Origin of the sequence: Roseimicrobium gellanilyticum, assembly GCF_003315205.1 — a bacterium.
GTDB classification, from domain to species: domain Bacteria; phylum Verrucomicrobiota; class Verrucomicrobiia; order Verrucomicrobiales; family Verrucomicrobiaceae; genus Roseimicrobium; species Roseimicrobium gellanilyticum.
In genome coordinates, this window is record NZ_QNRR01000025.1 from 1 (window position 1) to 24,334 (window position 24,334).

The window sequence follows — 24,334 nt, forward strand, 5'->3', positions numbered from 1 at the left end:
ACCAGTCGCTTGCGCAGATCCAGACTGAAGCTCTTCATGAGCTACACTCTACCATCCTCCTCAATATGCGACAAATTAAATAGAAAATGCTCTAGCTGCGTACCGCAGGCGGGCGTCGGCGCTGCGATGGAGATGCTGCGTGATTTTGAGCTTCCCTTGCGGTGCCGGGTTACCTCCATCGGGATAGTCGAGCTTCGTCCTGTGAGGCTCCTGCATGAATGCATGCTGCGCTGACTTGGACTCGAACGTCACTCCAGCACTTCCCCAAGGACCGTGCCTTCCACATTCGGGATCTCCAGCTTCAGCAACTTCGCGATGGTGGGAGCGACATCGAGATTCGCCATGCGAGGGATGACCACACCGCGTTTGATGCCGGCTCCGGAGGCGATGAAAATGCCATCGAGCTCAGGGTCGCTATTCAGGTAGCCGTGGGTGCCGCCGTAGTTCGTGGTCGGACCGGTCGTGTCCTCCCCTGCTGCAGAGGCATTGAAAGCATAGCCAGCCTTGGGGTAAAGGATGAGATCACCCATCCCTTGATTCTCTGAGGGGAGTGGCATGCCCAGCGTAGGACCTTCGGTGCCATCGATGACCTTGTCGATGCCTTCGGCAGTGGCGAAGAGTTCCTTCAGTTTGGGAAGGAGCTCTGCTTTGCGGGCCGGATCCGTGACGTACACGAAGCACATGCCACCTTGCGTCATGGCGGCGGCTTCGCAGGTGGTGATTTTTGGTCCGAGCGCGGTGAGGTGCCCCGCCTTCTTCAGCACCACATTGGGGTAGATGTACTTGTTCACTTTCTTGAACCCGTGATCCGTGCTGATGACGAAGGTGGTCTTGTCGCGGAGACCGCTTTCATCAACGGCTTTCACGAGATCTCCAATGAGCCGGTCCGCATAGGCCAGCGCGGTGTAGCCCGCATGGGAGGCAGGTCCATAGACATGATGGGAGAGGTCCGTGTTGAGCACGTGGAACATCAACAGGTTCGGCTGGTGTTTCTTGAAGACGTAACAGGCTGCGTTCGTCCACATGGTGTCGATCCAGGCGATGTTCTTCCGCTGAGGACCGAGTTGCATCCAGCTGATTTGTTCGGGCGTGATGGCGCCTGCGGCGATCATCTCCTGCTCCAGCTTACCCTCGGGCGTTGGCAGTTCGGGAAAGCTCCAGTGGATGGTCTTGGCTTTCGTCACCGCAACCCAGTCCACCTCGGCGGTGGTGAGTCCCTTTTCATACGCAAGATCATACAAGGTCGGCGCAAAGACCATGTCTGTCTTGTCTGCCCACTGCTCGATCTTCGGCGGCTTGTCTGGTCCCTGACGCACCAGCAATCCATTGAAAAGCACGCCATGTTTGCGCGGGTTCACCCCGGTAACGAGCGTGGTGTGATTGATCCAGGTGATGGACGGATTGGAAACCGTCATCGCCTCCGCCTGCGCTCCTTCTGCAGCCAGCTTGCGAAGATTGGGCACGGGAAGCGCGGGCTCTTTCCAGATCCACGCCGGGAATCCGTCGATGCTGATCAAGATGACGTGGCGGTCCTTGGGCTCAAGTTGCGCCGAGGCAGGAGCGAGAAGGGCAGCGGCTGTAATCAGGGAGAGAAAGGAACGGCGCAGCATGGGATGTGATGAAGTAATGGGCAGAAACCAACGGCCCTGCACCGGGGATTCTTCCAGTGCTCAGCGTTCACTTGCTCATGCGTAGCGGTCCACCGGGACGTGCCTCCGTGAGCTTCCCATCGCGAATCACCGGCACACCATCTACGAGCACATCCGTGAATCCTTCCGCGTGATGATGAGGATCTTCATAAGTGGCGATGTCCTTCACCTTCTCAGGATCGAGGATGACGAGGTCTGCCCAAGCGCCCGGACGAATCACACCGCGATCCTCCAGTCGGAACGTCTGCGCGGGAAGTGAGGTCATCTTGCGGATGGCTTCCTCCAGCGACACGAGTTTCAACTCCTGCACGTAGCGATGCAGAACACGGGCGTTGTTTCCGTAGCTGCGCGGGTGCGGCATGTCCTCGCCCAGCTTGCGCGGGTTTCCATCGCTGGCGAACATGGTGAGGGGATGTTTGAGGAAGGCTGCGAGATCGTCCTCATGCATGCCGTGATACACGGCGGTGCCACCACCTTCGCGCTCGATCTCGAGGATGAGTTCGATCTGATCTTCCAACGAATCTGAGCCGCGCTTGATCCGGGTGGCTTCGGGAATGGTCTTGCCATTGAGCGAAGGATCCGCGGGATAGCGCGCGATCACGGCATAGCTGTAGTCGGTGCGGCCGAGGCGTTCGCGAGACTCCTGCATGCCTTTGAGGATTTTCGCTTTCTCTTCGGGATCCTCGCAGCGCTTGATGAAGTCCTGGCGGGTGCCTTCACGCGCTTCATCGGGAATGAGCTGTCCCAGGCCTGTGCTTGAGGCCGTGTAGACATATTGATCGTGGGTGATGTGCAGTCCTTCCGCCCGTGCCTTTTCCAGCAGCGCAAAGACTTCCGCGGACTTTCCCCAGGCGGTCGGCGCACTGAGCTTCAGGTGGGAGACCTGCGCGCGGATGTTCGCTTCGCGGGCCACCTGCACGAACTCCTCCAGTGCGCCGAAGATCTTCACCGTCTCCGCCCGCATGTGACTCGCGTAGATGCCGCCATGCCCGGCAGCCACCTTGGCGAGTGCGACGATCTCGTCCGTCTTCGCAAACGTGCCCGGCACATAGATAAGCCCTGTGCTCAGTCCCACGGCACCGTCGTCCATGGCCTTTGCCACCATGGCACGCATGGCGTCGAGTTGTTCGGGATTGGGCGCGCGCAGGAAGCTGCCTCCCATGGCTTTTTCGCGGACGCTGCCGTGACCAATGAGCGCCGCCACATGCAGGGTGGGGCTGGCATCTTCCACCTCGTTGAAGAAAGCGCCGATGTCCGTGCGGGACATGCCGCAGTTTCCGGTGATGATCGTGGTCACGCCCATCCTCAGGAAATTCTCTGCCTCCGGAATGCGGGCGATCTTTTCCGAGTGCGTATGCACATCAATGAAGCCCGGCGCGAGCACGCGACCTTGGGCATCGATGGTGACATCCGCCGTACCCTTCACCTCACCGATGACAGCAACGCGTCCTTCCTTCACCGCCACGCTGCCGGAGTAGATCTTTCCCCCGGTGCCATCTGCGATGCGAGCGTTGTGGATGAGGAGGTCGTAGTCCGCGGCGGAGGAGAGCGGTGCGACCAGCGCAGCCAGTGCAAAAGCGAAACAATGCCGGAAGAGGGCCTTGGTCATGGACAGACGAAACGCATCAGGTCCTGCGACTCTGGCACAGTGGATGGCGGCGGGCACGCAAAGATGACGTCTTATTCAGTTGATGAAATCGGTCACTGGCTGGCATCGTAAGCAACATCTCGTCATGACTCCTCGCACCCTCCTCCAACGCTACGCCCGCCCTCTCATGGCTGCCGCCCTTGCCACTGCTGCCGCGCTTCCCTGCGCTGCCACGGAAATCATCGCCCACCGCGGATATTCTGCAAAAGCGCCTGAGAACACTGTGGGGGCTTTCAACCTCGCCTGGGAATCCGGCACGGATGCCTGCGAGCTGGACCTCTACCTGACCAAGGATGGCCAGATCGTGATTCTTCACGACAAGGACACGAAGCGCACCACTGGCGTGTCCAAGGTGGTGGCCGAGTCAACGATGGAGGAATTGATCCAACTCGACGCGGGCTCCTGGAAAGACCCGAAATGGAAGGAGGAAAAGATCCCTGTCCTGCAGCAGTGTCTGGCCACGCTGCCGGAGGGAAACAAGCGCTTCTACCTGGAGATCAAATGCGGCCCTGAGGTGGTGCCCGCCCTCGCTCGCACGCTCGGACCGTGGCAGTCACGCGCGAACCAGCTCGCGGTGATTTCCTTCAATGCTGAGGCTGCAGCCGCCACGAAGAAGGCGCTTCCCTGGATGAAGGTCTATCTGCTCGCCGGAGGCAAGGACAAGGAAAAGAAGCCCCGCACGGATGTGACCCCGTTTATTGAGCAGGCGAAAAAGCTCGGGTTGGATGGTCTCGACCTTGGGCAGGACTGGCCGTGGTCCGAGGCGTTTGTGAAACAGATCCGCGATGCTGGACTCGGCGTGCTCGTGTGGACCGTGAACGATCCGGCCAAGGCGAAGGAACTTGCCGCCATGGGCGTGGAAGGCATCACCACGGATGACCCCGTGCTCATCCGCGAGGCGCTCGCAAAGAAGTGAGCCGCGAAGCGGTAATGGCTGAAAGCAAAAAGTCCGGTGGGAGCCACCGGACTTTTTTTGTTTGGAAGATAGCGGCTGACGAATCGAGCTTAGCCCTTGGCAACGGACTCCACCTTGCCGTGGGAGCTCTGCACCGTGACCTTCTTGCCCACGAGCTTGTCGAGGTCTTCAGCGCCCTTGGTGGAAGGGGTGAGGGTACGGGTGACGTCCTTGCCGTCCACGTCGATGGTGATCTGCTTCTTCTCGGCGTTCACCGCCTTGAGTTTGCCCTTGTCGGTGTCGATCTTGCCGCAGCCAGCAAAGGAGGTGCCCAGAGCGAGGGCAAAAGCGGCGGCGATGGTCAGGATGTATTTCATAAGGCGGAGAGATGGAATTGGACCTGCCGCATGGCGGCATGCCAGCAGCAGACACAAAACGCACGAAAAGGGCAAGACTTATATTCGGGAGCAAAATAATTGCTGATATTCGGGCGGATGGGCCGTTTGAACTCAGCCAACCCGGCATTTCAGCCAGTGCTCATGAATCGCTTTTTCCTTCGCCCGCTCCTTGGACTTTGCTTCGTCCTGCTCGCCACCAAGGCGGCGGCGCATCCCATTCCAGATGTGCCCGTGCGGGCCTCTTTTGAGGACGGAGGGGCCTGCCGCATCCAGGTGGAGGTGGATCCACGCTGCTTCGACCTCGACCCTGAGATCGCGCCGTACCTGCTGAACAGCGCGTTGAAGACCATGCCAGAGGCCGAGCGCGCTGCGCTTCTGGCTCAGGCTGGGGAGTTTCTGAAGCGGACTGCGGACTTTCATTTTGAGCCGTCGGGGGCGTTCACGCCGGAGTTCAAGTTTGAGTTCACTACCCACAATGCCCAGCCGCTCACCAAGGATGACGATCCTGTGGTAATGACCGGCAACTGGAGTGCCACCGTGCCCACCGGCTCGAAAGGTTATCAGATCTACGCCAGGCCTGAGGGTAAACTGAGCGTGCTCTTCTTGAACAGCTTACGCGGTAAGGAGGTGTCCCGCACGATGGTCCTTTTTCCCAAGGAAAAGAGCTTCATGCTGGACCTCATTGGAAACAGCCATGAACTGCCGCCGGAAAAGCCGGCTGGCAGCACCACCAGCGCGGCGGGCAGTGGGGATGATAGAACGGCTGGCGTCACCAGCCTTCTCAAGCAGGGGTTCTTGCAGGTGGTGGCGCGGGGTTATGACTTCATCCTTTTTGTCCTCGCGATGTTCCTTTTGGGCCGGGGATTCAAGGAGCTGTTCCCCCAGCTCGTGGTCTTTGTGGGGGCACATAGTCTGGGTCTCTGGTTGGAGGCGTTGCATGGGGTGCATGTTCCGGCTTCCATCGCGCAGGCAGGAATTGCTGTTGGGGTGATCGTGCTGGCGCTGGCGAATGTGCTCCACTCGCAGTGCACGTGGTGGCGCGTGGCCCTGGTGGCGGTCTTTGGGTTGTTCCCTGGGTTTGTGCTCGCGCACAGTTTTGCGGCGCTGACCCATGGTGCCGCTTCGTTGACGCTGAGCCTCTTGGGATTCCATTTGGGGGTGGAGCTCGGCCTGCTCGCCATCATCGTGGTGGCCTTGCTGGTCACGGCGTGGGCAGGGAATGCCAGGCTGTTCCGCTGGGCCGTGGCCGTCCCGGGATCCGTCGCGGTCGCCGCGGTTGGATTGTGGGCGATAGTGGGCCGGATAGGCTGGCTCAGTCCCTGACCTGATAAAACAAGCGGCTCAAGGTTTGAGCGCGCCCTGTTTGATGAACCACGCTTTGATCAGGCGATACACTTTGTCTGCCTTTTCACCGTGGAGGTTGTGGCCGAAGCCGGGGAAGATGTGGCGTTCATTCGGCACCTTCTGCTGGTCCAGCGCTTCTTTCAGCCGGGCGGAGTTCTCCGGGAGCACCGTGGTGTCCTGATCTCCGTGGAGGATGATGAACGGGGTGCGGATTTTCTTTGCCGCCACCACTGTGGGCGAGGGGAACCCTGTCTGTGTGACCACGCCGCCTGCGGAGATCGCGGCTGCCGCAATCTCATCCGGCACCTCAGCAGCGAGCCCGACGGTGAGGAAGGCACCCATGCTGTTGCCATACACACAGATGCGTTTGGCATCCACTTCCTGCAGGCTGCGCAGAATGGCCAGGCAGGCTTTGGCACGTCGAATGTTCTCCGGGCTCGCACCGAACTGCGAACGGTCGGCACCTGGCTGCGGGCGCGCATGGGTGAGATCCGTGGCGATGCAGACCATGCCCCATTGCACAAACTCCTTCGCCTTCATGCGGCCGAACTGCTCTGCATTGGAACCCAGGCCGTGATTGATCAAGATGGCAGGGAAGGGGCCCTTGCCAGCCGGTTTGATGAGGATGCCAGAGAGCGGCTTGCCATCCGCGAGACAGGTCCAGCGGTCGCCTTCGAGCTTGAAGTCCCTGATAGCTCCAGAGGTGGCGGCAGACGCCTCGGGCTTGGATGTAGGAGGCGGTTGTGTTGCCGGCGTTGGAGCTGGTGTGGATGGAGGCACCCCGGGTGCTGCGGTGCTTTCGTGCTCCTTCTTGGTGAGCGAGCCGTCCCCATTTTTGTCCAGACGGCTGAAGAGCTGCGCAGGGCCGCTGAATTCCTCTTTCGTCACCTTGCCGTCACTATTCTTGTCGTCGCGTCGTGTGATGGCTTCCCAGGGAATGCCTCGGCGTCCGGGAGCGCCCTGCGGTGGCATGGGGCGGCCGGGCCGTTGAGGCGTGGCAGAATCCGCAGGCGCATCGCTTTCCGTCTGCAAGGCGGCTACTTGAGGCCCTGCGCCGGATTTGTTTTTCAGAATGCTGTCGAGGAAGGCGCTTACCATCCCATCAATATTTTCTCCCATGAAACCGGGGCCGCCGTGACCGGCGCCGTGGATGACATGGAAGTGCGTACTCACACCAGCCTGTTTCAGCGCGGCATGCAGGTCCTCGCTTTGATTGAGAGGCACGGTGCGATCCTTGTCACCATGCACGATGAGGAAGGGAGGATCGTCCTTCGTGACGTAGGTGATGGAGTTGGCACGTGCGGCCTTGTCTTTGTTCTCCAGCGGTGCGCCACCCAGCAGCTTGGCTTCAGGTGAAGTCGCTTGCGCATGAGATTCGTACCCGGGTGTGGAGGCGAACTTCACAAAATCCGTGGGACCGTAGAAATCACACACCGCCTGCACGCGGCTGGAGACATTCAGATTTGCGCCCACGTCGAACTCCTTCACATCTCCCGTGGTGCCCAGCAGGGCCACGAGATGGCCACCAGCGGAACTGCCCCACACGCCAAAGCGCTCCGGATCCAGACCGTACTCTTTCGCATGCGCCCGCAGCCAGCGCACCGCAGCTTTGCAATCTTCAATCTGCGCAGGGAACGTGGCGTGGCTGCTGAGCCGGTAGTTGATGCTCGCCACCGCGTAGCCACGTTCGGTGTATCCCTGGCGTAGTGGCGGGCAGCCATCCTTGCTTCCATTCTGCCAGCCACCGCCGTGTACCCAGATGATGAGTGGCAGAGGGCCAGACGCCTTCTCCGGGACATAGAGGTCCAGCTTGTGCCGCTCGTGGCCATTGTCCACGTAGGTGATGTCACGATGCTCCTTCACTTCCGCAGGTACTGGCGCAGGAGGAGGACCTGATTGGGCGTAGGTGGGGGAAGCGGCGTTCACGGTGGCGAACGCAAGGAGCGTGAACGCTGATGACCGGAGGCGGGAAACGACGCGGTTCATGACAGGTGGCGATGGGTTGATGATTGCGACTTGCTGTTAACGAATGGAGAAACAAATCAGGCGGCTTTCCTGGCCCGCCGTGGAGTACGGACCGGTGTTGATTTCACCGTCTTTGTGTTGCGGACACGGTCGAGGTTGCCAATCACCACGGAGAGCAACCGCCGCAGCTCCATGGCCTCGGCGTGGCTCAGGCCTTCCTCCAAAGTGCGCACGGACTGTTCATGGCGGCACCGCAGACCGTTCTCCAGCTTGAGGCCAAACTTGGTGAGCCGCAGCTTCATGGCCCGCCCATCTTCAGCACATGGCCGGCGCTCGATCACACCATCTCGCTCCAGTCCATCCAGCAGGCCCGTGACGGTCGGCTTCGGCATGCCAAGGCGCATGGCCAAATCCGTGGCCGTGCAGCCCTCATTCTCCAGCAGGGCAAAGTATACACTGCCCGCACCAGGCCGGAAGTGGGGCAGTTCCCCTGCATCCTCGCCCCGCAGCCGATCCACCAGCGCCACAAACCCATGGTACATCCGTGCCAGATGGATGGGCAGACTCTCGAGGATGGCCTCGTGCTCCCTGGATTCAGCCACTCCCTGGGTGGACGAGCTAAATTGGTTCGACATCGAACTACTTGAACCGTGATGATTCGTTCCGGTTTCGAAAAAAGTTCGCAGCAACCAGACAAACCCCGGCCCCTCATGCGTCTTGGCAATCAAACCCGACTGCCGCATCATTCTTGTGACGACTGCCATGACTGACCACGAACTGGAGCGCCTCTATGACTCCCATGCCGGAGGCTTGTTCCATTATCTGGTCACCTTTACCAGGACCGAGGCGGATGCGCGGGACCTGCTGCAGGAGCTTTTCATCAAGCTGGCACGCGGTGCCGCAAAGGAGGGGGTGCAGAGCGAGAAGGCCTGGCTGTATCGCCTTGCCCACAATCTCGCGGTGGACTGGCTGAGGCGGCGGAAGGTGCGCTGGGACGCGGAGGAGAAGCTGCTCCAGGAAATGGAATCAGGGCATCACCCCGTCACGGATCCTGATTCCGTGATACTGGCGAACCATTTCGCGGAAGCCATGAAGTCCCTGCCGGATGAGCAGCGCGTGGTCATGCAACTCAAACTCTGGGAGGGCATGACCTTTGAAGAAATTGCGGAGGCACAGGGCATTCCGCTGAATACGGCCGCGAGTCGCTACCGCTACGGACTGGAGAAACTGCGGATCGTGCTGCGTCCGCTCTACGAGGAACTGACATGAACGACGACGCTTTTGAGAAGAAACTCGAGTCGCTGGCAGGAGCTCTGCCGCGGCCCGACCCTACACCGCAATGGAAGGCGGACATCCTGGCCCGTGCCCGGCGTGAAGCGAATGCCGATGTCGGTTCGGCCACGACGACGTCCGCACCTGCCCACCGCCGCCTGCCCCCGCGCTGGCTCATGACGGTGTGGTGCGCCGCGTGGGCGGTGATTGCCCTCCTGCACTTCAGCACGCCTGCGGACACGACGTCCTACCAGAGTACCCAGCTCGTGGAAACGAAGCGAGCCGTGGAACCTCGATCAAGCACGGACGCCACCGATGCCTCATCCCTTACCCTGCTCGCCTTTCACCGTGAACTGAGCAGCGGCGCCACCACTACCCGATTTGACATCCCATGATTGCCTTTCTCAAACGCTGCTGGCAGCGACGCTGGATTCGCGGCCTGGCCTGGACCGCCATCACCCTGGTGACTTTGCTCACGCTCTTCACCGCGTGGGTGAACTGGAAGGGGGCTCACGTGTGGAGTGAAGCCCAGCAACGCCTCCGTGATGAAAGACTCAGTCTCGACTTCCATCAGACCATGCAGGAATCCGTGCCGGAAGCGGAGAACTTTTGCGCGACGCCCCTTCTGCGTGATCTCATGCTGGTGGTGGATGACGATGCCTCCAAAGGGGAACCTGCTGCGAAACGGAAAGCCGTGGAGGCCCTGGGACTGCCGGACGCCAAGAAATCTCCGTCCGGCCTGGAGCGGCCCTCTCTCCAGCGTAAGCCGGATGAGGATGCTGCAAAATACATGGCCGACTGGGCGAAGTGGCTGCGTGACGTGCAGGTGGCCATGCCGGTGACCGATGCGGAGAACCCTGCCCGCGAGGTGCTGGCTGCGCTCTCATACCAGGATGCCGCCGTGGCTGAGATGGCCCGTATGCTGGATCGCCCGCGTGCCCAGTTCCTGCCTTCCCCCAAGGATCGCGAAATTCCCGAGATGTTCTTCTCCCTACAAGTGCCACACTATGGTGCGCTGCAAAAGGCGTCCGGAGGATTGGCACTGCGTGCCCTCGCGGCTGCTGCTTCGGGGGAGGCGGCGAAGGCCCATGAAACAACCCGGATCATGGCGCGGCTGAGCGAGGCCATAGGTCAGGAGCCTTTTCTCATCGGCCTCCTCGTGGGCCGGGCCAATGCCGTGCAGACAACGCATGTCGTGTGGACTCTGTGCCAGACACATGCAGGATCCGCTGAGGACTTCCGCAAGCTGCAGGGGGACTTGGAGCGGTTGGACTTTTACGATGCTGTGCTCCATGCATGGCAGGGAGAACTGGCGGCAGGCGTGAACGCTGTGCTCTATCTCAAGCGCACCCGTGATTCCAGCCTGCTCTCCATCATCAGAACGGAGCCAGGAGAGAGCAGATCCTCAGGTGGTGACTTCATTGTACGGCTCCTTCCCACGGGATGGTTCGACATGAATGCCGCAAATATGGTCCACATGGAACTGGACTACATCATCCGTCCTCTTCGGGATCAGGGATGGCAGGCGGTGATGAATTTACAAGGGGACATGGAACGCGACCTCAAGAATGCCAAGGCCCACTGGTCCACCAATCTTGACAAAATTTTCCCGATGCTGATCATGCCATCAGCGGTCAATGTCACTGGCCTGGTTGTTTACGGGCAATGCCTCGTGAATCAGGCCATCATCGCCTGTGCTCTGGAGCAGTACTACGTGGAGCATCAGTCCTACCCGGAAACTCTTGCAGCACTCAAACAAACCAATGGCAAGGCCCTGCCCGTGGATCCGGCCAGCGAAGCGCCCATGAAGTATCGCAAAACCGAGGATGGACGCTACAAGCTGTGGAGCGTGGGTATCGATCTGGTGGATGACGGCGGCAAAGAGGGAGATAAGGATGCCAAGGGAGATGCCGCCAAGCCCAACAAAGCGGGGTACAAGGGCGACTGGGTGTGGGAGTATGCGGGCGGATAGGCTTGTCCCCAAGAATGCAGCCGGGGCGTAGAACGAAGTTCTTGCAGCCGAGGGCAGGGATGTTCATCGTGGGTGAGAACAAACCCCTTCTTCCCCTATCGCCTCCTTCCTTCAACGTTGCTGGCGCATGCGCTGGATTCGCTTTTTGGTCTGTTCCGGAGCGGGTCTATTGGTTCTGTACGTCGGCCTGACTATCTGGATCAACCATAGCGGTTCCCATGCCTGGAGGTCTGCTCAGGAGAGGCTCGCCCGTGAAGGGGTGGTGCTTGACCTCGCCGCGGTGAAGGTGGCTCCGATTCCTGCTTCAGATAACTTTTGCGACATCCCCCTCCTTGCAGGCATCAACCAATTTGTCGATGGGGATGAGGCTCAAGGGGAGCCCGCAGCGAAGCGGAAGGCTGTAGAAGCGCTTGGGCCGCCACCGTTGGTGGATGGGTTTTCGCGACCATGGATCACCAACAAGAACAATGAAGCTGCACCTTTGGACCTCAAGGAGTGGTCCCGCTGGTTGCGTGATGGTGGTCACCCGATGCCGGTTAACGATCCAAGTAATCCTGCCCGAGAAGTGCTGGCGGCCCTCTCGTACCAGGACAAGGCTGTGGCGGAGATGGCTGCTGCTGCGGACAGACCGATGGCGCGCTTGCAGCCAGACTGGACGAAAGAGCCGCTCCCAGAGCTGCTCGTAACCCGTAGCACGGCGACTCTGACGACGCTACAGAATCTGTCCATGGGACTGACACTGCGGGCGAAGGCAGCGGCTCAAGCAGGCGACGTTGCGCGTGCACACGAGGCCGCCCTCATCCTTGTAAGAGTCACCGAAGCCACGCTGGAGGAGCCTTTTGCATTGGGCCTGCTGGTGGGCATCACCAGCGCCGCTCAATTGTCGAATGTGGTTCGTGAGCTTGCCTACTTTCACTGTGGCAGTGCCGAGGACTTCTCCAGACTGCGCAGAGCCATGGAACGGGTGAATCTCAGGTTGGCCACTGTACAGGCATTCAAGGAGGAGATTGCTGTGTTTGTGAATGCCAGCTTCTACATGGACAAACATCGAATGGAAGCGACCCCATGGCTGGATGACAGGGAACTGAAGTCTGCCCTGCAATGGACAGGATGGCTTATCCCCAAGGGATGGTTTGAATCCAATGCCGCAGCCATTTCGAACATGACGCTGGACTATGTCGTATTACCCGTGCGTGACCGGAGTTGGGCGGATGTGATGGTCTCGCAGCGCCAGATGGAGGACCATCTCATGCGTGCCAGGAAAAAGTGGTGGAGGAACACCGACCAATGGATGGCTTTGCTCGCGATGCCTACGTATACACGAATCGTAGAACGCACGGTCTACGGACAGTGCTTGTGGGACCAAGCTATCATCGCCTGTGCGTTGGAGCAGTACCACAAAGAACATGCTGGTTATCCCGAGCGACTCAGTGATTTGGCGCCGCTCGTGACGAGGGCACTGCCTCTGGATACATTTTCTGCCCGTCCCATGGGGTATCGCACGACTCCTGAAGGACGCTATGTCTTGTGGGGTGTGGGGTTCGACGGTGTCGATGACAATGGCTATCGGCCCAAGGAAAAGGGCGGCAGGAACAGACCCTCCAATCGCGACTATAAAGGCGATTGGGTCTTGGAGTTTGCTGAGCCAGGAGAGGAGGATCCCCAGGACGAGAAGCCAAAACCGCTGAAGCGTTGGCGCGGAAAGAGGCCACCACTCAGTGGCGCGGAACAGTCCACGCCGTCAGGAAGCTAGGTTCCGGAAATGCGCAAAAGGTGCTCGGCGTTAGCGGCAGAACACCGCTCGCTCTTCACGACCCCTGGAAATCTGTCGCGTAGATCTCGTCGCCGTTTTCCGGGACGCCGCCGTCGCGGATGCCCTGCAGGCGCTTGCGACTGCCGCGGGCGGAGCCGGGGCGGTTCGCGAGACGGGAGACGAAGTCTGTGAGGGTGGGGGCGACCACCACGGCTCCCACGGCAAGGAGGGAGAGGGCGGTGATGTTGGAGGAGGTGCGGGACATGCCGCGACCAAACAAGATGCCCAGCGCACAACCGGCGGCCGCCGAGGCGGTGGTCAGCGCGTAGGTGTTCAGGTCGTCCTCACTCCAGTTTGGGGTCCGTGCACTCATGATGATTGTATTACAAACATACGGCGGGAGTGGCGGAAGCGAAAGGCTTTTGTTGAGAGCATGTTCCTTGCACCTGCGTACAGGTCGGGCAAAGACGGTTGCGTCGCCGGGATCGCGGCGGTTAGATTGTCTTTCCTCACATCTTCATGTCCACCTACGCCCTCATTCTCGCCGGCGGGAGCGGCCAGCGCTTCTGGCCGGTCAGCCGCGACCGTTTGCCCAAGCAGCTCCTGCGACTCTTTGATGACAAGTCGATGCTGGAGCACACCATCCACCGGCTGGACGGGCTGGTGCCGCGCGAGAACATCCTCATCCTCACCAACCAACAGCAGCTCGAGGGCGTGCGTGAGGCGTTGCCGGATTTCCCGGCGGAGAACATCATCGCCGAGCCGGTGAAACGTGACACCGCTCCAGCCATCGCCCTCGCGGTGGGGTGGGTGGCCGCGCGGGATCCGCAGGCCACCATGATGGTGTTGCCCAGTGACCACCTCATCAAGGACGTCGCCGCGTTTCAGCGTACCCTGCGCACCGCTTGTGCCGCTGCTGAGGGTAGCAGTGCTTTGGTGACCATCGGGATCAAGCCAAACTGGGCCTGCCCAAGCTATGGCTATGTGGAGCGCGGTGAGCCCTATGTGTCCGCTGAAAATGCGGGCATCCCTGTGTATGAGGTCGTGCGCTTCCGCGAGAAACCGAGTGCGGAACTGGCAGAGCAATTTCTCGCGCAGGGGAACTTCACCTGGAATGCCGGCATGTTCTTCTGGAAGATCGATACGGTGAGGAAGAATCTCGATGCCCATTGTCCCGAGTTGGGCGCCTTTGTGACCGCGCTGGAGCAGTGCACGGACTTCGCCGCCACCGTGGAGCAGCAGTTCCCGACTCTGCCCAAGGTGTCCATCGACTACGCCCTCATGGAGAAAGCGCCCCGCGTGCTGAATGTGGAGGCCGCCTTTGACTGGGACGACGTGGGAAACTGGACCAGCGTGGGCCACTACCTGAGTGCAGACGTGGCTGGCAATCAGCACAACTGCACCGTGAGCGGCATGGACTCCAGCGGGAACCTCGTCTACTCGCAGACCGGCCAGCACATCGCCCTGCTGGGCGTGCACGATCTCATGGTCATCTCCACGGGGGATGCACTGCTGGTGGCGCATCGTTCCCAGGCAGAGTCGCTGAAGAAGCTGGTGGATGGATTGCCCACGGAGTTGCGGTAGAGTAACAGATCAACACTCCAGACATATCGTATGTACGCCGAAGGCGTTCCACAATCCCAGCCCAAGGTCAGCCTGCGAAGCAGGCGCCACCTTGGGTTTGAGTCATCGTTCCTTGAACCCCGAAGGGGTTCCACAGAGATGCTGCCGACCATGTTTGCATTCTCCATGACGCATTGCTTTTGTGGAACGCTTTCAGCGTTCAGCATCTTGGTCGCACCTCCCAAGGTGGCGCCTGCTTCGCAGGCTGACCTTGGGCTGGACGATGTGCAACGCCTTCGGCGTAGGAGTGACGCAGTCAATTCTTAAACAGCCTCAGTCAGCCAGTATTCCGCGAGTCCCCAGCCTCATGAGCCGCGTCCTAGGCATCGATCATGGCACCGTCCGCATCGGACTGGCGCTCAGTGATGAATTGCAGATATTCGCCAATCCCCTGAAGACGCTGGATGCCCATCCGGACGTGGAGGAAGAAATCGCAACCATCGTGCAGCAGAAGCGCGTGGAGGAGGTGGTCATCGGCCTGCCCCTGCGCATGAGCGGCGAGCGTGGCAGCGCTGCCGAGAGGGTGGATCGCTTTGCGGATCGGCTGCGAAAGGCGCTGCCGGATGAAGTGCAGATCCACTTTGTGGACGAGCGTCTCAGCAGCGCCGCCGCCGAGCGCAGTCTCGGTTTCACCGGAAAGAAACTCGACCAGGAGCAGAAGAAGCTCGTGGATCAGGTGGCTGCGGTGGCGATCCTGCAGGACTATCTGAATACCAAAGCGGGCCCGGAGGGCTGGATGTTGCCGGATGAGGAGCACCCATAGCAGGGGCAGGCATCAGAGCCCCTCTATCGACGAGTGGATGATCTCATCCACCGTTGCCTTGGGACGTAGCATGAGGGTGTTCTCCACAGTCTTCTTATCAATGGTGATGCGATAGTGAATCACGAGGTTCTTGCCCTTCTTGTGCAGTTCCACGAGATCAAAGCGATCTAGAAAAGAGGCGATTTCCACGGCTTCATCATCGGTGACGTCTCCTTGCGCGAGTTCCAGCACGGACTGGGTTTGGACCTCGAGATGTTCCCTGGTGGCGGGCCATTGGCCATGGGCGATGTAGTACTCCCCGGCAAGCATGCAGATGCCCATGGTCGCCATCATTTCTGGATCAGAAAAGCCACACGCGTGCTGTGTCTTTGGTGTGCCGGGATGAACACACGAAACCATCGTGCACGCCAGCAAGGCGGCGACTGAGGCAAGCAGGAGGAAAGGTTTCATGAGAAGGTGAGGTGCTTGAAGGAACGTGTGAGTCGCTGGTCTCGCAGTAGGAGACTCCCCTTCTTATGCCGTCAATGCAACAGGGCGGTAACTACATAGATCTTCAACACAGCGTAGCTTTCCCTGCCACAAAGATGGAACGTCAATTCGATTTGCCGACCGCCTTGGCTTCTTGCCAGCGGACGCCATGTTCGTCGAGCAGGACTTTCCGGTTTGGTCCCGACTGAGGCGACCAACCGTGGTGAAGGGCCCATCGAATCATATCGACAGCAAACTGCACCTTTCCGCAGTTGACGTTCCAGTGTGCCTCGATCGTCAGGAAGTAACGGCAGCCTTCGGCTCCCACGGTACCGGGGATTACTCCCCACAACCGGTCACGTGGTTGTAGCAGGAATGTCCTGCCATCTACCACAAGCTTCCTGGTAGTGCGTGATGGCCATGCCATAAGGATGAGCGCTGAGTGATTGGGTGGAGGTTACTCCTCATCAGGAGAAACACAAGCTGCTGGGTTTGAGCTCTTCTGGAATGCTTCGTTGCGATTCTGCCGTAGAGATGCGAACGCGATGGTATTGCCGCCACGCAGACTTTCGGAACACACGCCAGCAAGCACCAAAAATAAGCCTATGCGCCTAAAACTCACCATCGCCTATGACGGCCTCCCCTGGAAGGGCTGGCAGTCACAGGTGGGCGGGACGGCGGTGCAGGATCAGATTGAGGCGGCGTTGAAGGAACTCGCAGGCCATCGGGTGGTCGTGCACGGCTCGGGGCGCACGGATGCGGGAGTGCACGCACGCGCGCAGGTGGCACACATTGAGCCGCCGGAGTCCATGCAACTTGCGCCGGGGGCCTGGGTGCGGGCATTGAACGTGCGCCTGCCCTACAGCATCCGCATCGTGAAGTGCGAGGAAGCAGCGGAGGATTTTCATGCACGCTTCAGCGCCACGGGAAAGGTCTATGAGTACCGCATCTGGCGTGCAGATGTGCATTCACCCTTCGAGACGGGACGCGCCTGGCATCTGTATGGGCCACTGGATATGGTAGCCTTGCGTGCAGGTGCAGAGGCGCTGCGCGGCACGCACAACTTCGCCCGGCTCTCCGCGAATCGTGGTGACATGAGTGATGACGAGCGTCGGGAAAATGCGGAGGGCCTCACGCGCACCATCTCGCGGTTGGAAGTGCACGAGGAGGGCGACGTGCTGCGCCTCGAGTTCGAAGGCGATGGCTTCCTCTACAAGATGGTCCGCCTCATGGTGGGCAGTCTCATCCATGTGGCACGTGGCCGGGAGAGCCTGGAGTGGCTGCGTGGGCTGGTGGAGAATCCTTCAGGAGCGAAGAGCAGCCATTGCGCGCCGGCGGATGGTCTTTACCTGGTTCGCGTGCTGTATTGATTTACGAGAGCAACCACTTCCGTCCGCTCGCCCACACATCCCCCGACGATATGGACGAACGGACGGATCACCCAAATTGGTGCCTTACTTCTTCGCGGCAATCTCCGCGCGGGCCTTGTCCATGACTTCCTTGAGCGTGACCTCGGCGCCATTGCGACGTTTGCTTTCATCGGCGGCTTCCATGAAGGCGTAGATCTCAAGCGTCTCTTCGGCGCTCACGGGCGCCTTGCCGCTGCGGAACATCTCAATCGCGGCGACAAGCAGAGGATCATAGCCGTCGTACTTGCCCACTTCGGCCTCGCCCTTCTCGCCCACAGCCTTGCCGCCGTAGGCATTCTTCTTGTCCTTGCTCTCGCGGAAGATGCCCGTGCGTCCACCTTCCCAGGTGCCGATGACTTCGATCTTGCCGTCCGCGGTGGTGCCTCGCTTCACGCTCTGGCAGCCGGTGCCCATCACGGTGAAGAGGGATTCCACGCCGTGGATGCCGTACCAGAAGAGATCCGGATGCGTGGGCTCGAGGCTCACCGGGCTGAAGGTTTCGGCGGTCTTCACCTTGCCAATGCTGCCGTTGCGCACTTCCTGGGTGCCCTTGCCGTAGCGCAGGGAGGAGGCGGAGAAAATGGGAACGCCTGCTGCCTTGGCTTCATCGAAGATCCGGATGGCATCGGCGAGGGAGGCGGCGATGGGCTTGTCGATGAAGACGGGCTTCTTCGCCTTCAGCACGGGGCGGACCTGTTCCAGATGGGGACGGCCGTCGTTCGTTTCCAGCAGCACCGCATCCACCTTGCTCACGAGGTCGTCGATGGTGTCTACAATCTCCACGCCCATTTCCTGCACCTTCGCGGTGTATTCCGGCACCCGCTTCGTGCTGGATTCGATGTCTGGGCTGCCCTTGGGGTAGGCGGCGATGAGCTTGGCGCCAGCGAGCTTGGCCGCATCTTCCGGCTTCTTGCTGCCCTTGTTGAGCGCCGTGGTGAACGCGATGGCGTGGGACGTATCGAGACCGATGATGCCGACCTTCAGGGGCTTGGGGTCTTCTGCCTGGAGAGGCAGCGTGGCGGCAAGAATGAGCAGGGGTAGATGACGAAACTTCAATTTCATGAGGGTGCGGATAACGCACCGGGTGCCGGAGGTTGATCACAACGCGCAACACATGAGCAGAACAGGTCACTTTTGGATCATTTGAACCAGGCTTCGACCTTCGGGCATCTTCAGATAGGTCTCGACGACACTCCCTTTTTGAGATGCACTGGAGTCCAGCCATGAGGATGTGTTGGAACTGGATGCCCTGCGCCGTTGCCATGACGGTGGTCGGTTGCACGACCCCGAAGTTCACTGACTACGAAAGGTTGCAGCTTCCCTCAAAGGCGGGTTCTGAAAAGCAGAGCGTGGTATTCTCAAACTTCTCTGCCAATCCGTTGGTCCAAAACGGGCAGGCGTACGAGCAAGTGAGGTTGAAGCTGCCGGAAGGGGTGAAGACCATGACTGTCCCCACGGGAACGGTGGTGGCGCCGTCAGAACGCGACGAGGTGGTCATTTACCTCAAGAAGAGCCTGGGCTGGATGGGCCATCCCGATGGGCCGGTTTCCATCCTGACCGAGAAGAAGGGCATGGGCGCAGGCGTTCTCGTTCACAGGACGACACTTCGGTTCACGTTGTTCGGAGGTTCGTCGTCGTTCGAGGGAGGCAGCAGTGTTTCCGCCGTGGTACTTGTGCCGCCATCCGTGCGGGTAAAGACGTATGAGAAACGTCCCTTCGACGACGAAGCAGAGTACCAGGCGCAAGGCTGGTACACGCTGTCCACGGTGCCTGATGCAGACAAGACGTTTCTCAAGTACACACGGAAGCCTTGAGGGAGAGGGAAGTTCCGGTGTTTGAAAGATGGCGGACGTTTCTTTCCGCCTGCCGGTCTCAGCGCTTTCGAGCTTCCATGATCTCGCGTGCCTGGGCCTGCACTTCGGCATCCATTTCAGCTTCTCGGCTCGTGAGCTCGTTGAATCTTTCCTGCCCCAGCAAGATGACGAGTTCCATCTCGGCGAGTTCTCTCTCCAGCTTTTGTTCTTTGAGGAAGGTTGAGGTGTATGACGGACCTTCCTTCATGTGATGCAGTTTTTTTTCCAGGAGCCTTGCCTCTCGGTCCCTGATGATGGTCAGCGTCTTGGTGACGGTTGTTTCATCCAGATTCCAGGAGGAGAACAATTGGCGATAGCCTGCGTCGCGCATCTGCATGTGCGAGTCCATCAGCTGCACTTGCCGTTCGCGTGTCATCCGTGAGGCAACTTCTGCCATTCCCGCGCGTGCCTTGCGCAGGAGTTCGTCGGATTGTTCCCGACTCTGAGGCCTGTCGACGGCGGGCGCGTCGCTGCTCACTCCAGCAGAGGTGTGGAGGCCGGACTTCTCCGGCATGCTACTGCCACTGGGAGCATTCGCGGGCGCAGAGGTGTGCTTGAGCCCTGACTGTCCAGGCTCCTGCGGAGTTCTGAGGAGAAATGCCGCCAGTCCGAGCAACGAGAGCAGGGCTGCAGTCCAAGCGATTGGTTTCATGGGCGAGGCCTTGAATTGTTTTGGAGTGACAAGGAAAAATCAATTCGGAATTTCTGGGGTTTCTGCGTTTGAATCTCGGGTTGAAGGTGTCGTTCCGGGTGGAATGTGCCGACAAGCGGCGAGGTTTTTCCTTGTGATAGTGAAAGATTGCCGCTCTCCGGATGGTAGCTGGAACTGAACCACATCAATAATCCATGAATACATCCGTGATTCTTGAGAGACAGGGTGCTTCGAGCGTGTCCCTTCACCCCGCTAAATGGACGATGAAGGCATGCAGCAAATGCGGAGGCAGCGGAAAGGTCGACTGCCTTCATTGCTACGGCTCAGGCAACGGCTATGACAAGAACGGCAAGTGCAACTACTGCCACGGCAGTGGCAGACAAACCTGCTATGAGTGCGACGGTTCGGGCCGAGAGTAGGAAGTGGGTGAGAGGCCGGGTGGCGACATGGTGCGATTAACATGAGTAGAATCGGTCACTTTTGAACCACTTGGTTCTAAAGCGCGCTCTCGCGGATTGGTGATTCATTGTATAAGTCCTTCAAAAAGAGCCGGAAAAGGGCGTGATCGCCATCTCTTTTGCAGCGCGAATTGGGCGATGTAATATCCGAATGAAGCTCCGTCCTTCCTGTGGTCCTGATAGAGAAAGTTCACTCAGGCGTAGTTTTTGCAGCACTTCGTTTGTTGTGATGCACTTCCGCCCAGCCAGATACGCCGCTTCTGCTTCCCTTGTTTTGATCACGATGGGTGGCGCATCGGCCTTCGGCGCCGCGAAGGCACCCACCGGTCCGGTCACTTTTGAAAAGGATGTACGCCCCATCCTGAAAGCCCACTGCTTCCACTGCCACGGTGAAGAAGGAGAGATGAAAGGTGGCCTGGATGTGCGACTGGCGCGGTTCCTGGCGAAGGGTGGCAAGTCCGGTCCGGCAATTGTCGCGGGGCAGCCCGCTACGAGCCATATCCTGGAAGTCCTGAAGAACGGCGACATGCCCAAGGGCAAACCACCGCTCAAGGCATCTGAGATTGCCGCGATTGAAAAGTGGATTGCCGCTGGTGCACCGACGGCGCGTCCGGAGCCGGAGAAGCTCGGACCGGAACATGCCTTCACCGATGAAGAGCGTGCTTGGTGGGCGTTCCAGCCGATTCAGCGACCCAAGGTTCCGGCAGTCAAGGGTCAAGGATCCACGCTCCATGGGGACAATGCGATCGATGCGTTCCTGAAAGTGAAGCTGGACAAGGCTGGGCTCGCGTTTTCTTCGGAGGCAGATAGGGCCACTTTGATTCGTCGCGCCACATACGATCTTACGGGCCTGCCGCCATCGCCGGAGGAAGTGGATGCGTTTGTAAATGACTCTTCGCCGCAAGCTTGGGAGAAGGTGATCGAGCGCCTTCTGTCCTCCCCGCATTATGGTGAGCGCTGGGGCCGTCATTGGCTGGACGTTGCGGGCTACGCGGACTCGGATGGATACACCGAGAAGGATACGGAGCGTCCGTGGGCATGGAAGTACCGCGACTACGTCATCGCCGCGTTCAATGAGGACAAGCCCTTCGACCAGTTCATTCAGGAGCAGCTCGCTGGTGATGAGATGGTGAAGCAACCGTACCGGAATCTGGATGCCGGTGCGATCGAGAAGCTGGCTGCGACTGGATTCCTACGCATGGCGCCAGATGGCACGGGCACGATGAACGATCGCACCTCGCAGAATGCGACCATTGCGGACACGATCAAGATTGTCGGCACTTCGCTGTACGGCATGACTATTGCCTGCGCCCAGTGCCACGACCATCGCTATGACCCCATCTCGCAGGCGGATTACTACCGCCTTCGCGCCGTGTTTGAGCCGGGATTTGATACGAACACCTGGAGGAATCCCGCGGGCAGACTGGTATCCCTGCTCACGGATGCCGAGCGCGCGGATTCGGCGAAGATTGAAGCCGAGGCCAAGAAGCTCGATGAGGCACGGTTGAAGAAGCAGGAGGAATTCATCACCGAGGTGCTGGAGAAGGAACTGCTCAAGGCGGATGAGGGCATTCGCGATGCCTTGCGCACGGCTTACAGGACGGTGGTGAAGGAGCGGAAACCGGAGCAGGTGAAGATGCTCAAGGACTGGCCGCGCGTGAACCAGCTCAGCGGCGGCTCGCTGTATCTCTACGACACCACGTACAAGACGAAGCACGCGGACACGCTCAAGAAGATGGCAGAGGAGGCGACCGCTGTTCGCGCCACCAAGCCGAAGGAGCAGTTCCTGCAGGCGTTCACCGAGGTGCCGAAGGCGAATCCGAACTTGGTGCCTGCGACCTTCATCTTCCATCGCGGCGATCCCGAGCAGAAGAAGGACAAGGTGCCGCCCTCAGACCTGACGGTGCTGGCGGGACTGCGCAAAGTGGAACTGCCGGAGAAGTCCGCCACGCTGCCCACTACGGGACGCAGGCTCGCTTTTGCCGAAGCAATCACGGATGGGAAACATCCCCTGCTGGCCCGCGTGCTCGTGAACCGCGCGTGGATGCACCACTTCGGAAAAGGCATTGTCACCAGCGCGGGAGACTTTGGTGCGTTAGGTCAGATGCCCACCCACCCCGAGATGCTGGACTGGCTCGCAAGCGAGTTCATGGCGCAGGGCTGGAGCATGAAGCAACTGCACCGTCTCATCATGACGAGCGAGGCGTACCGCCAGAGTTCCACGCGGGATGCGAACAAGGAGCGCCTGGATCCGGACAACGCCCTGCTCTCGCGCATGAACGTGCGCCGACTGGAAGCCGAATCCCTCCGTGACTCCATGCTCGCCGTGAGTGGCAAGCTGGCCGGTCATCTCGCAGGGAAGCCGGTGCCGGTGATGGCCAATGAAGAAGGCCAGGTGGTGATTGGCATGGACACCAGCGACACCGCCGGACGTCCGAGCGGAAAGATCATCCCGCTGAATGGTGAAGAGTTCCGTCGCAGCATCTATGTGCAGGTGCGCCGCAGCAAGCCGCTGGGCATGCTGGAGACCTTCGACGCACCCACCATGGTGGAAGCGAATTGCAGCGAGCGCCCCAGCACCACGGTGAGCCCGCAGTCCCTGATGCTCATGAACAGCGGCTACATGCGCGAGTATGCCCAGTACTTCGCCATGCGCCTGCAGAAGGAACATGCGAACGATGTGAAGGCCCAGGTCACCCAAGCCTTCCGCCTTGCCTATGGCCGTGCACCCGAGCAGTCTGACATCGAAGCCGGCGTGAAGTTTGTGGAGGAACAGGTGGCCTTCTACAAAGCCCATCCCGCTCCGCTGGAGTATGCCGTCGGCCCGCCTTCGAAGCAAAATGCAGATGCGTCCCTGTTGGGCCTCGCAGCCCTGTGCCATGCGCTGATGAGCGCGAATGAGTTCCTGTATGTGGATTGAGGTGCGCTCGTACCTCACAGGTCGCTGGCGAGATCCATTTATTCAGATTGCGGAACTTGAGCGTCTCAGTTTGGCTCGCAGGTTACGCATGTATGAGTGAAGCGCGCGACAAAATGGTTTCAGTACTACGAAAAGTGGTCATTCCGAAACTTCGTGAGATGGGTTTTCGCGGTTCCTTTCCCCACTTTCGCCGCGCGGGTGCCAAGCAGCTGGATCTTCTGACATTTCAGTTCAGCCAGTGGAGCAGCTCTTTTGTTGTCGAGTTGGGGTGGTGCTCGGCGTCGGGACATACCATGCGTGACGGCACGCATTACCCGCCGGATCGAGTTCGCCCGTGTCATCTGCATCGCTTGCGGCAGCGTGTCAGGCTGGGTGCTGAATCACCTGACGTCACGGATCATTGGTTCAAGTTCGAACCTGACAAGGACAGGGTGCGCATGGATGCTGCGCTGGAGGTTCTGTCTCTCTTGGAATCTCAAGGAGAGCGATTCTGGAAAGAGCACATACCTTATTAGCTTCCTGTGCCTTCCCTTTGCATCATCTCCGACACCCATAAGAAGCACCGTCAGGTGACCATCCCGCCATGCGATATCCTGATCCATGCTGGAGACTTCTGTAGCTTCCAGCATGGCGACTCGGAGACGCTCGAGGATGTGGACATCTGGTTCGCCGAGAGTCCTGCAAAGCAGGTGGTTTGCATCGGAGGCAATCATGATTTCATGCTACAGAGTAGGGAATTCCGCTTTGCCCAAGCCATTCTTCTTGAGGATAGCGTCGTCGAGTTGGAGGGGCTTTCGATTTATGGTTCTCCGTGGGTGCCCGAACTCCCGGGCTTCGCCTACTACGCTGACCCGGAAATGTTGATGGAGAAGTGGAAGGCCATTCCCACAGGGATCGACATTCTCGTTACCCATACACCTCCGCATGGGATTCTGGATGTGCCCTCATCTGGACAGATACATCTTGGGTGTACGCATTTGAGTGATGAGCTGAAGCGCATCCAACCGAGACTGCATGTGTTCGGACATGTGCACGCAGCGCACGGGACTCACGATGACGGAATCACGCGCTCCATCAACGCCTCCATTGTGGGTGGCGCTGACTTTGAGGTGTGTCATCGACCTACGATGATCTCACTCACGGCGAAGTAGGCCGGAGTTTGAGATTAGAGCATTTTCTATTTAATTTGTCGCATAATTGGCATGACGAAGAAAGTTGGCGCAGTGCTCTGGTGAGAACGTGTCCAGTGCTTGCGCGACGGCTGCTTCCAAACCTTCAAAGGTGCGTTGGGC

General features: G+C 59.5%; 22 protein-coding genes. 13 read left to right on the top strand and 9 right to left on the bottom strand.

All coding sequences use genetic code 11. The annotated features are described in order from the left end of the window. Positions 1 to 248: 248 nt before the first annotated feature. On the bottom strand, positions 249 to 1,610 hold the full coding sequence (locus tag DES53_RS32075; RefSeq protein WP_113962434.1) for an alkaline phosphatase family protein: 1,362 nt from the start codon (positions 1,608 to 1,610) through the stop codon (positions 249 to 251). A gap of 67 nt (positions 1,611 to 1,677) precedes the next feature. Then, positions 1,678 to 3,258, bottom strand: a complete 1,581-nt coding sequence (locus tag DES53_RS32080) for an N-acyl-D-amino-acid deacylase family protein (protein WP_113962435.1) — start codon at positions 3,256 to 3,258, stop codon at positions 1,678 to 1,680. 124 nt (positions 3,259 to 3,382) lie between these two features. Here DES53_RS32080 and DES53_RS32085 point away from each other — a divergent pair, with 124 nt between their 5' ends. Beyond that, positions 3,383 to 4,213: a glycerophosphodiester phosphodiesterase gene (locus DES53_RS32085; RefSeq protein ID WP_211325771.1), complete on the top strand. Its 831-nt coding sequence runs from the start codon at positions 3,383 to 3,385 to the stop codon at positions 4,211 to 4,213. Between the two features lie 89 nt (positions 4,214 to 4,302). Here DES53_RS32085 and DES53_RS32090 read toward each other — a convergent pair whose 3' ends face one another. Next, positions 4,303 to 4,569, bottom strand: a complete 267-nt coding sequence (locus DES53_RS32090; RefSeq protein WP_113962436.1) for a hypothetical protein — start codon at positions 4,567 to 4,569, stop codon at positions 4,303 to 4,305. Between the two features lie 162 nt (positions 4,570 to 4,731). On the opposite strand from DES53_RS32090, the gene DES53_RS32095 reads away from it, so the two are divergent. Then, positions 4,732 to 5,913 carry a HupE/UreJ family protein gene (locus DES53_RS32095; RefSeq protein ID WP_170157583.1) on the top strand — a complete coding sequence of 394 codons (1,182 nt, stop codon included), beginning with the start codon at positions 4,732 to 4,734 and terminating at the stop codon, positions 5,911 to 5,913. An 18-nt stretch (positions 5,914 to 5,931) separates the two neighbouring features. On the opposite strand, the gene DES53_RS32100 is transcribed toward DES53_RS32095, so the two are convergent. Beyond that, positions 5,932 to 7,920, bottom strand: coding sequence for a prolyl oligopeptidase family serine peptidase (locus tag DES53_RS32100; RefSeq protein WP_113962438.1), 1,989 nt, complete (start codon positions 7,918 to 7,920; stop codon positions 5,932 to 5,934). A gap of 56 nt (positions 7,921 to 7,976) precedes the next feature. After that, entirely contained in the window at positions 7,977 to 8,534 is a 558-nt protein-coding gene (locus tag DES53_RS32105) for a MarR family winged helix-turn-helix transcriptional regulator (protein ID WP_170157584.1), read from the bottom strand. Between the two features lie 82 nt (positions 8,535 to 8,616). On the opposite strand from DES53_RS32105, the gene DES53_RS32110 reads away from it, so the two are divergent. From DES53_RS32110 to DES53_RS32125, 4 genes are all read left to right on the top strand, one after another. Next, positions 8,617 to 9,168: an RNA polymerase sigma factor gene (locus DES53_RS32110; protein WP_245958315.1), complete on the top strand. Its 552-nt coding sequence runs from the start codon at positions 8,617 to 8,619 to the stop codon at positions 9,166 to 9,168. Then, positions 9,165 to 9,566, top strand: a complete 402-nt coding sequence (locus DES53_RS32115; RefSeq protein ID WP_113962441.1) for a hypothetical protein — start codon at positions 9,165 to 9,167, stop codon at positions 9,564 to 9,566. Before DES53_RS32110 ends, DES53_RS32115 begins: the two co-directional genes overlap by 4 nt. Further along, positions 9,563 to 11,143, top strand: a complete 1,581-nt coding sequence (locus DES53_RS32120) for a hypothetical protein (RefSeq protein WP_113962442.1) — start codon at positions 9,563 to 9,565, stop codon at positions 11,141 to 11,143. The genes DES53_RS32115 and DES53_RS32120 overlap by 4 nt, the downstream gene beginning before the upstream one ends. Before the next feature lie 127 nt (positions 11,144 to 11,270). Next, positions 11,271 to 12,896 carry a hypothetical protein gene (locus tag DES53_RS32125; protein ID WP_113962443.1) on the top strand — a complete coding sequence of 542 codons (1,626 nt, stop codon included), beginning with the start codon at positions 11,271 to 11,273 and terminating at the stop codon, positions 12,894 to 12,896. Positions 12,897 to 12,951: 55 nt separating this feature from the next. Here DES53_RS32125 and DES53_RS32130 read toward each other — a convergent pair whose 3' ends face one another. Beyond that, on the bottom strand, positions 12,952 to 13,269 hold the full coding sequence (locus tag DES53_RS32130) for a hypothetical protein (RefSeq protein ID WP_113962444.1): 318 nt from the start codon (positions 13,267 to 13,269) through the stop codon (positions 12,952 to 12,954). A gap of 146 nt (positions 13,270 to 13,415) precedes the next feature. On the opposite strand from DES53_RS32130, the gene DES53_RS32135 reads away from it, so the two are divergent. Both DES53_RS32135 and ruvX read left to right on the top strand, forming a co-directional pair. Then, positions 13,416 to 14,480, top strand: a complete 1,065-nt coding sequence (locus tag DES53_RS32135; protein ID WP_113962445.1) for a mannose-1-phosphate guanylyltransferase — start codon at positions 13,416 to 13,418, stop codon at positions 14,478 to 14,480. A 346-nt stretch (positions 14,481 to 14,826) separates the two neighbouring features. Further along, on the top strand, positions 14,827 to 15,282 hold the full coding sequence (gene ruvX, locus DES53_RS32140; protein ID WP_170157585.1) for a Holliday junction resolvase RuvX: 456 nt from the start codon (positions 14,827 to 14,829) through the stop codon (positions 15,280 to 15,282). 12 nt (positions 15,283 to 15,294) lie between these two features. Here ruvX and DES53_RS32145 read toward each other — a convergent pair whose 3' ends face one another. Continuing rightward, entirely contained in the window at positions 15,295 to 15,732 is a 438-nt protein-coding gene (locus tag DES53_RS32145) for a hypothetical protein (RefSeq protein WP_147263762.1), read from the bottom strand. Between the two features lie 623 nt (positions 15,733 to 16,355). Between DES53_RS32145 and truA the strand changes: the two genes are divergently transcribed. Continuing rightward, the gene (truA, locus tag DES53_RS32150; RefSeq protein WP_170157586.1) at positions 16,356 to 17,120 is read left to right on the top strand and encodes a tRNA pseudouridine(38-40) synthase TruA; all 765 of its coding nucleotides are present in this window, start codon (positions 16,356 to 16,358) and stop codon (positions 17,118 to 17,120) included. A gap of 84 nt (positions 17,121 to 17,204) precedes the next feature. On the opposite strand, the gene DES53_RS32155 is transcribed toward truA, so the two are convergent. After that, on the bottom strand, positions 17,205 to 18,221 hold the full coding sequence (locus tag DES53_RS32155; protein WP_113962449.1) for a Gfo/Idh/MocA family protein: 1,017 nt from the start codon (positions 18,219 to 18,221) through the stop codon (positions 17,205 to 17,207). Positions 18,222 to 18,403: 182 nt separating this feature from the next. On the opposite strand from DES53_RS32155, the gene DES53_RS32160 reads away from it, so the two are divergent. Next, entirely contained in the window at positions 18,404 to 18,973 is a 570-nt protein-coding gene (locus DES53_RS32160) for a hypothetical protein (protein WP_147263763.1), read from the top strand. 58 nt (positions 18,974 to 19,031) lie between these two features. On the opposite strand, the gene DES53_RS32165 is transcribed toward DES53_RS32160, so the two are convergent. After that, positions 19,032 to 19,526: a hypothetical protein gene (locus DES53_RS32165; RefSeq protein ID WP_147263764.1), complete on the bottom strand. Its 495-nt coding sequence runs from the start codon at positions 19,524 to 19,526 to the stop codon at positions 19,032 to 19,034. 879 nt (positions 19,527 to 20,405) lie between these two features. On the opposite strand from DES53_RS32165, the gene DES53_RS32170 reads away from it, so the two are divergent. The 3 genes from DES53_RS32170 (at position 20,406) to DES53_RS32180 (ending at position 24,193) form a co-directional block, all read left to right on the top strand. Further along, a complete protein-coding gene (locus DES53_RS32170) occupies positions 20,406 to 23,042 on the top strand; it encodes a DUF1553 domain-containing protein (protein ID WP_245958316.1) in 2,637 nt (878 codons plus the stop codon). Between the two features lie 92 nt (positions 23,043 to 23,134). Further along, positions 23,135 to 23,557, top strand: a complete 423-nt coding sequence (locus DES53_RS32175) for a DUF4304 domain-containing protein (RefSeq protein WP_113962453.1) — start codon at positions 23,135 to 23,137, stop codon at positions 23,555 to 23,557. A gap of 6 nt (positions 23,558 to 23,563) precedes the next feature. After that, positions 23,564 to 24,193 carry a metallophosphatase domain-containing protein gene (locus DES53_RS32180; RefSeq protein ID WP_113962454.1) on the top strand — a complete coding sequence of 210 codons (630 nt, stop codon included), beginning with the start codon at positions 23,564 to 23,566 and terminating at the stop codon, positions 24,191 to 24,193. The last annotated feature ends 141 nt before the right edge of the window (positions 24,194 to 24,334 follow it).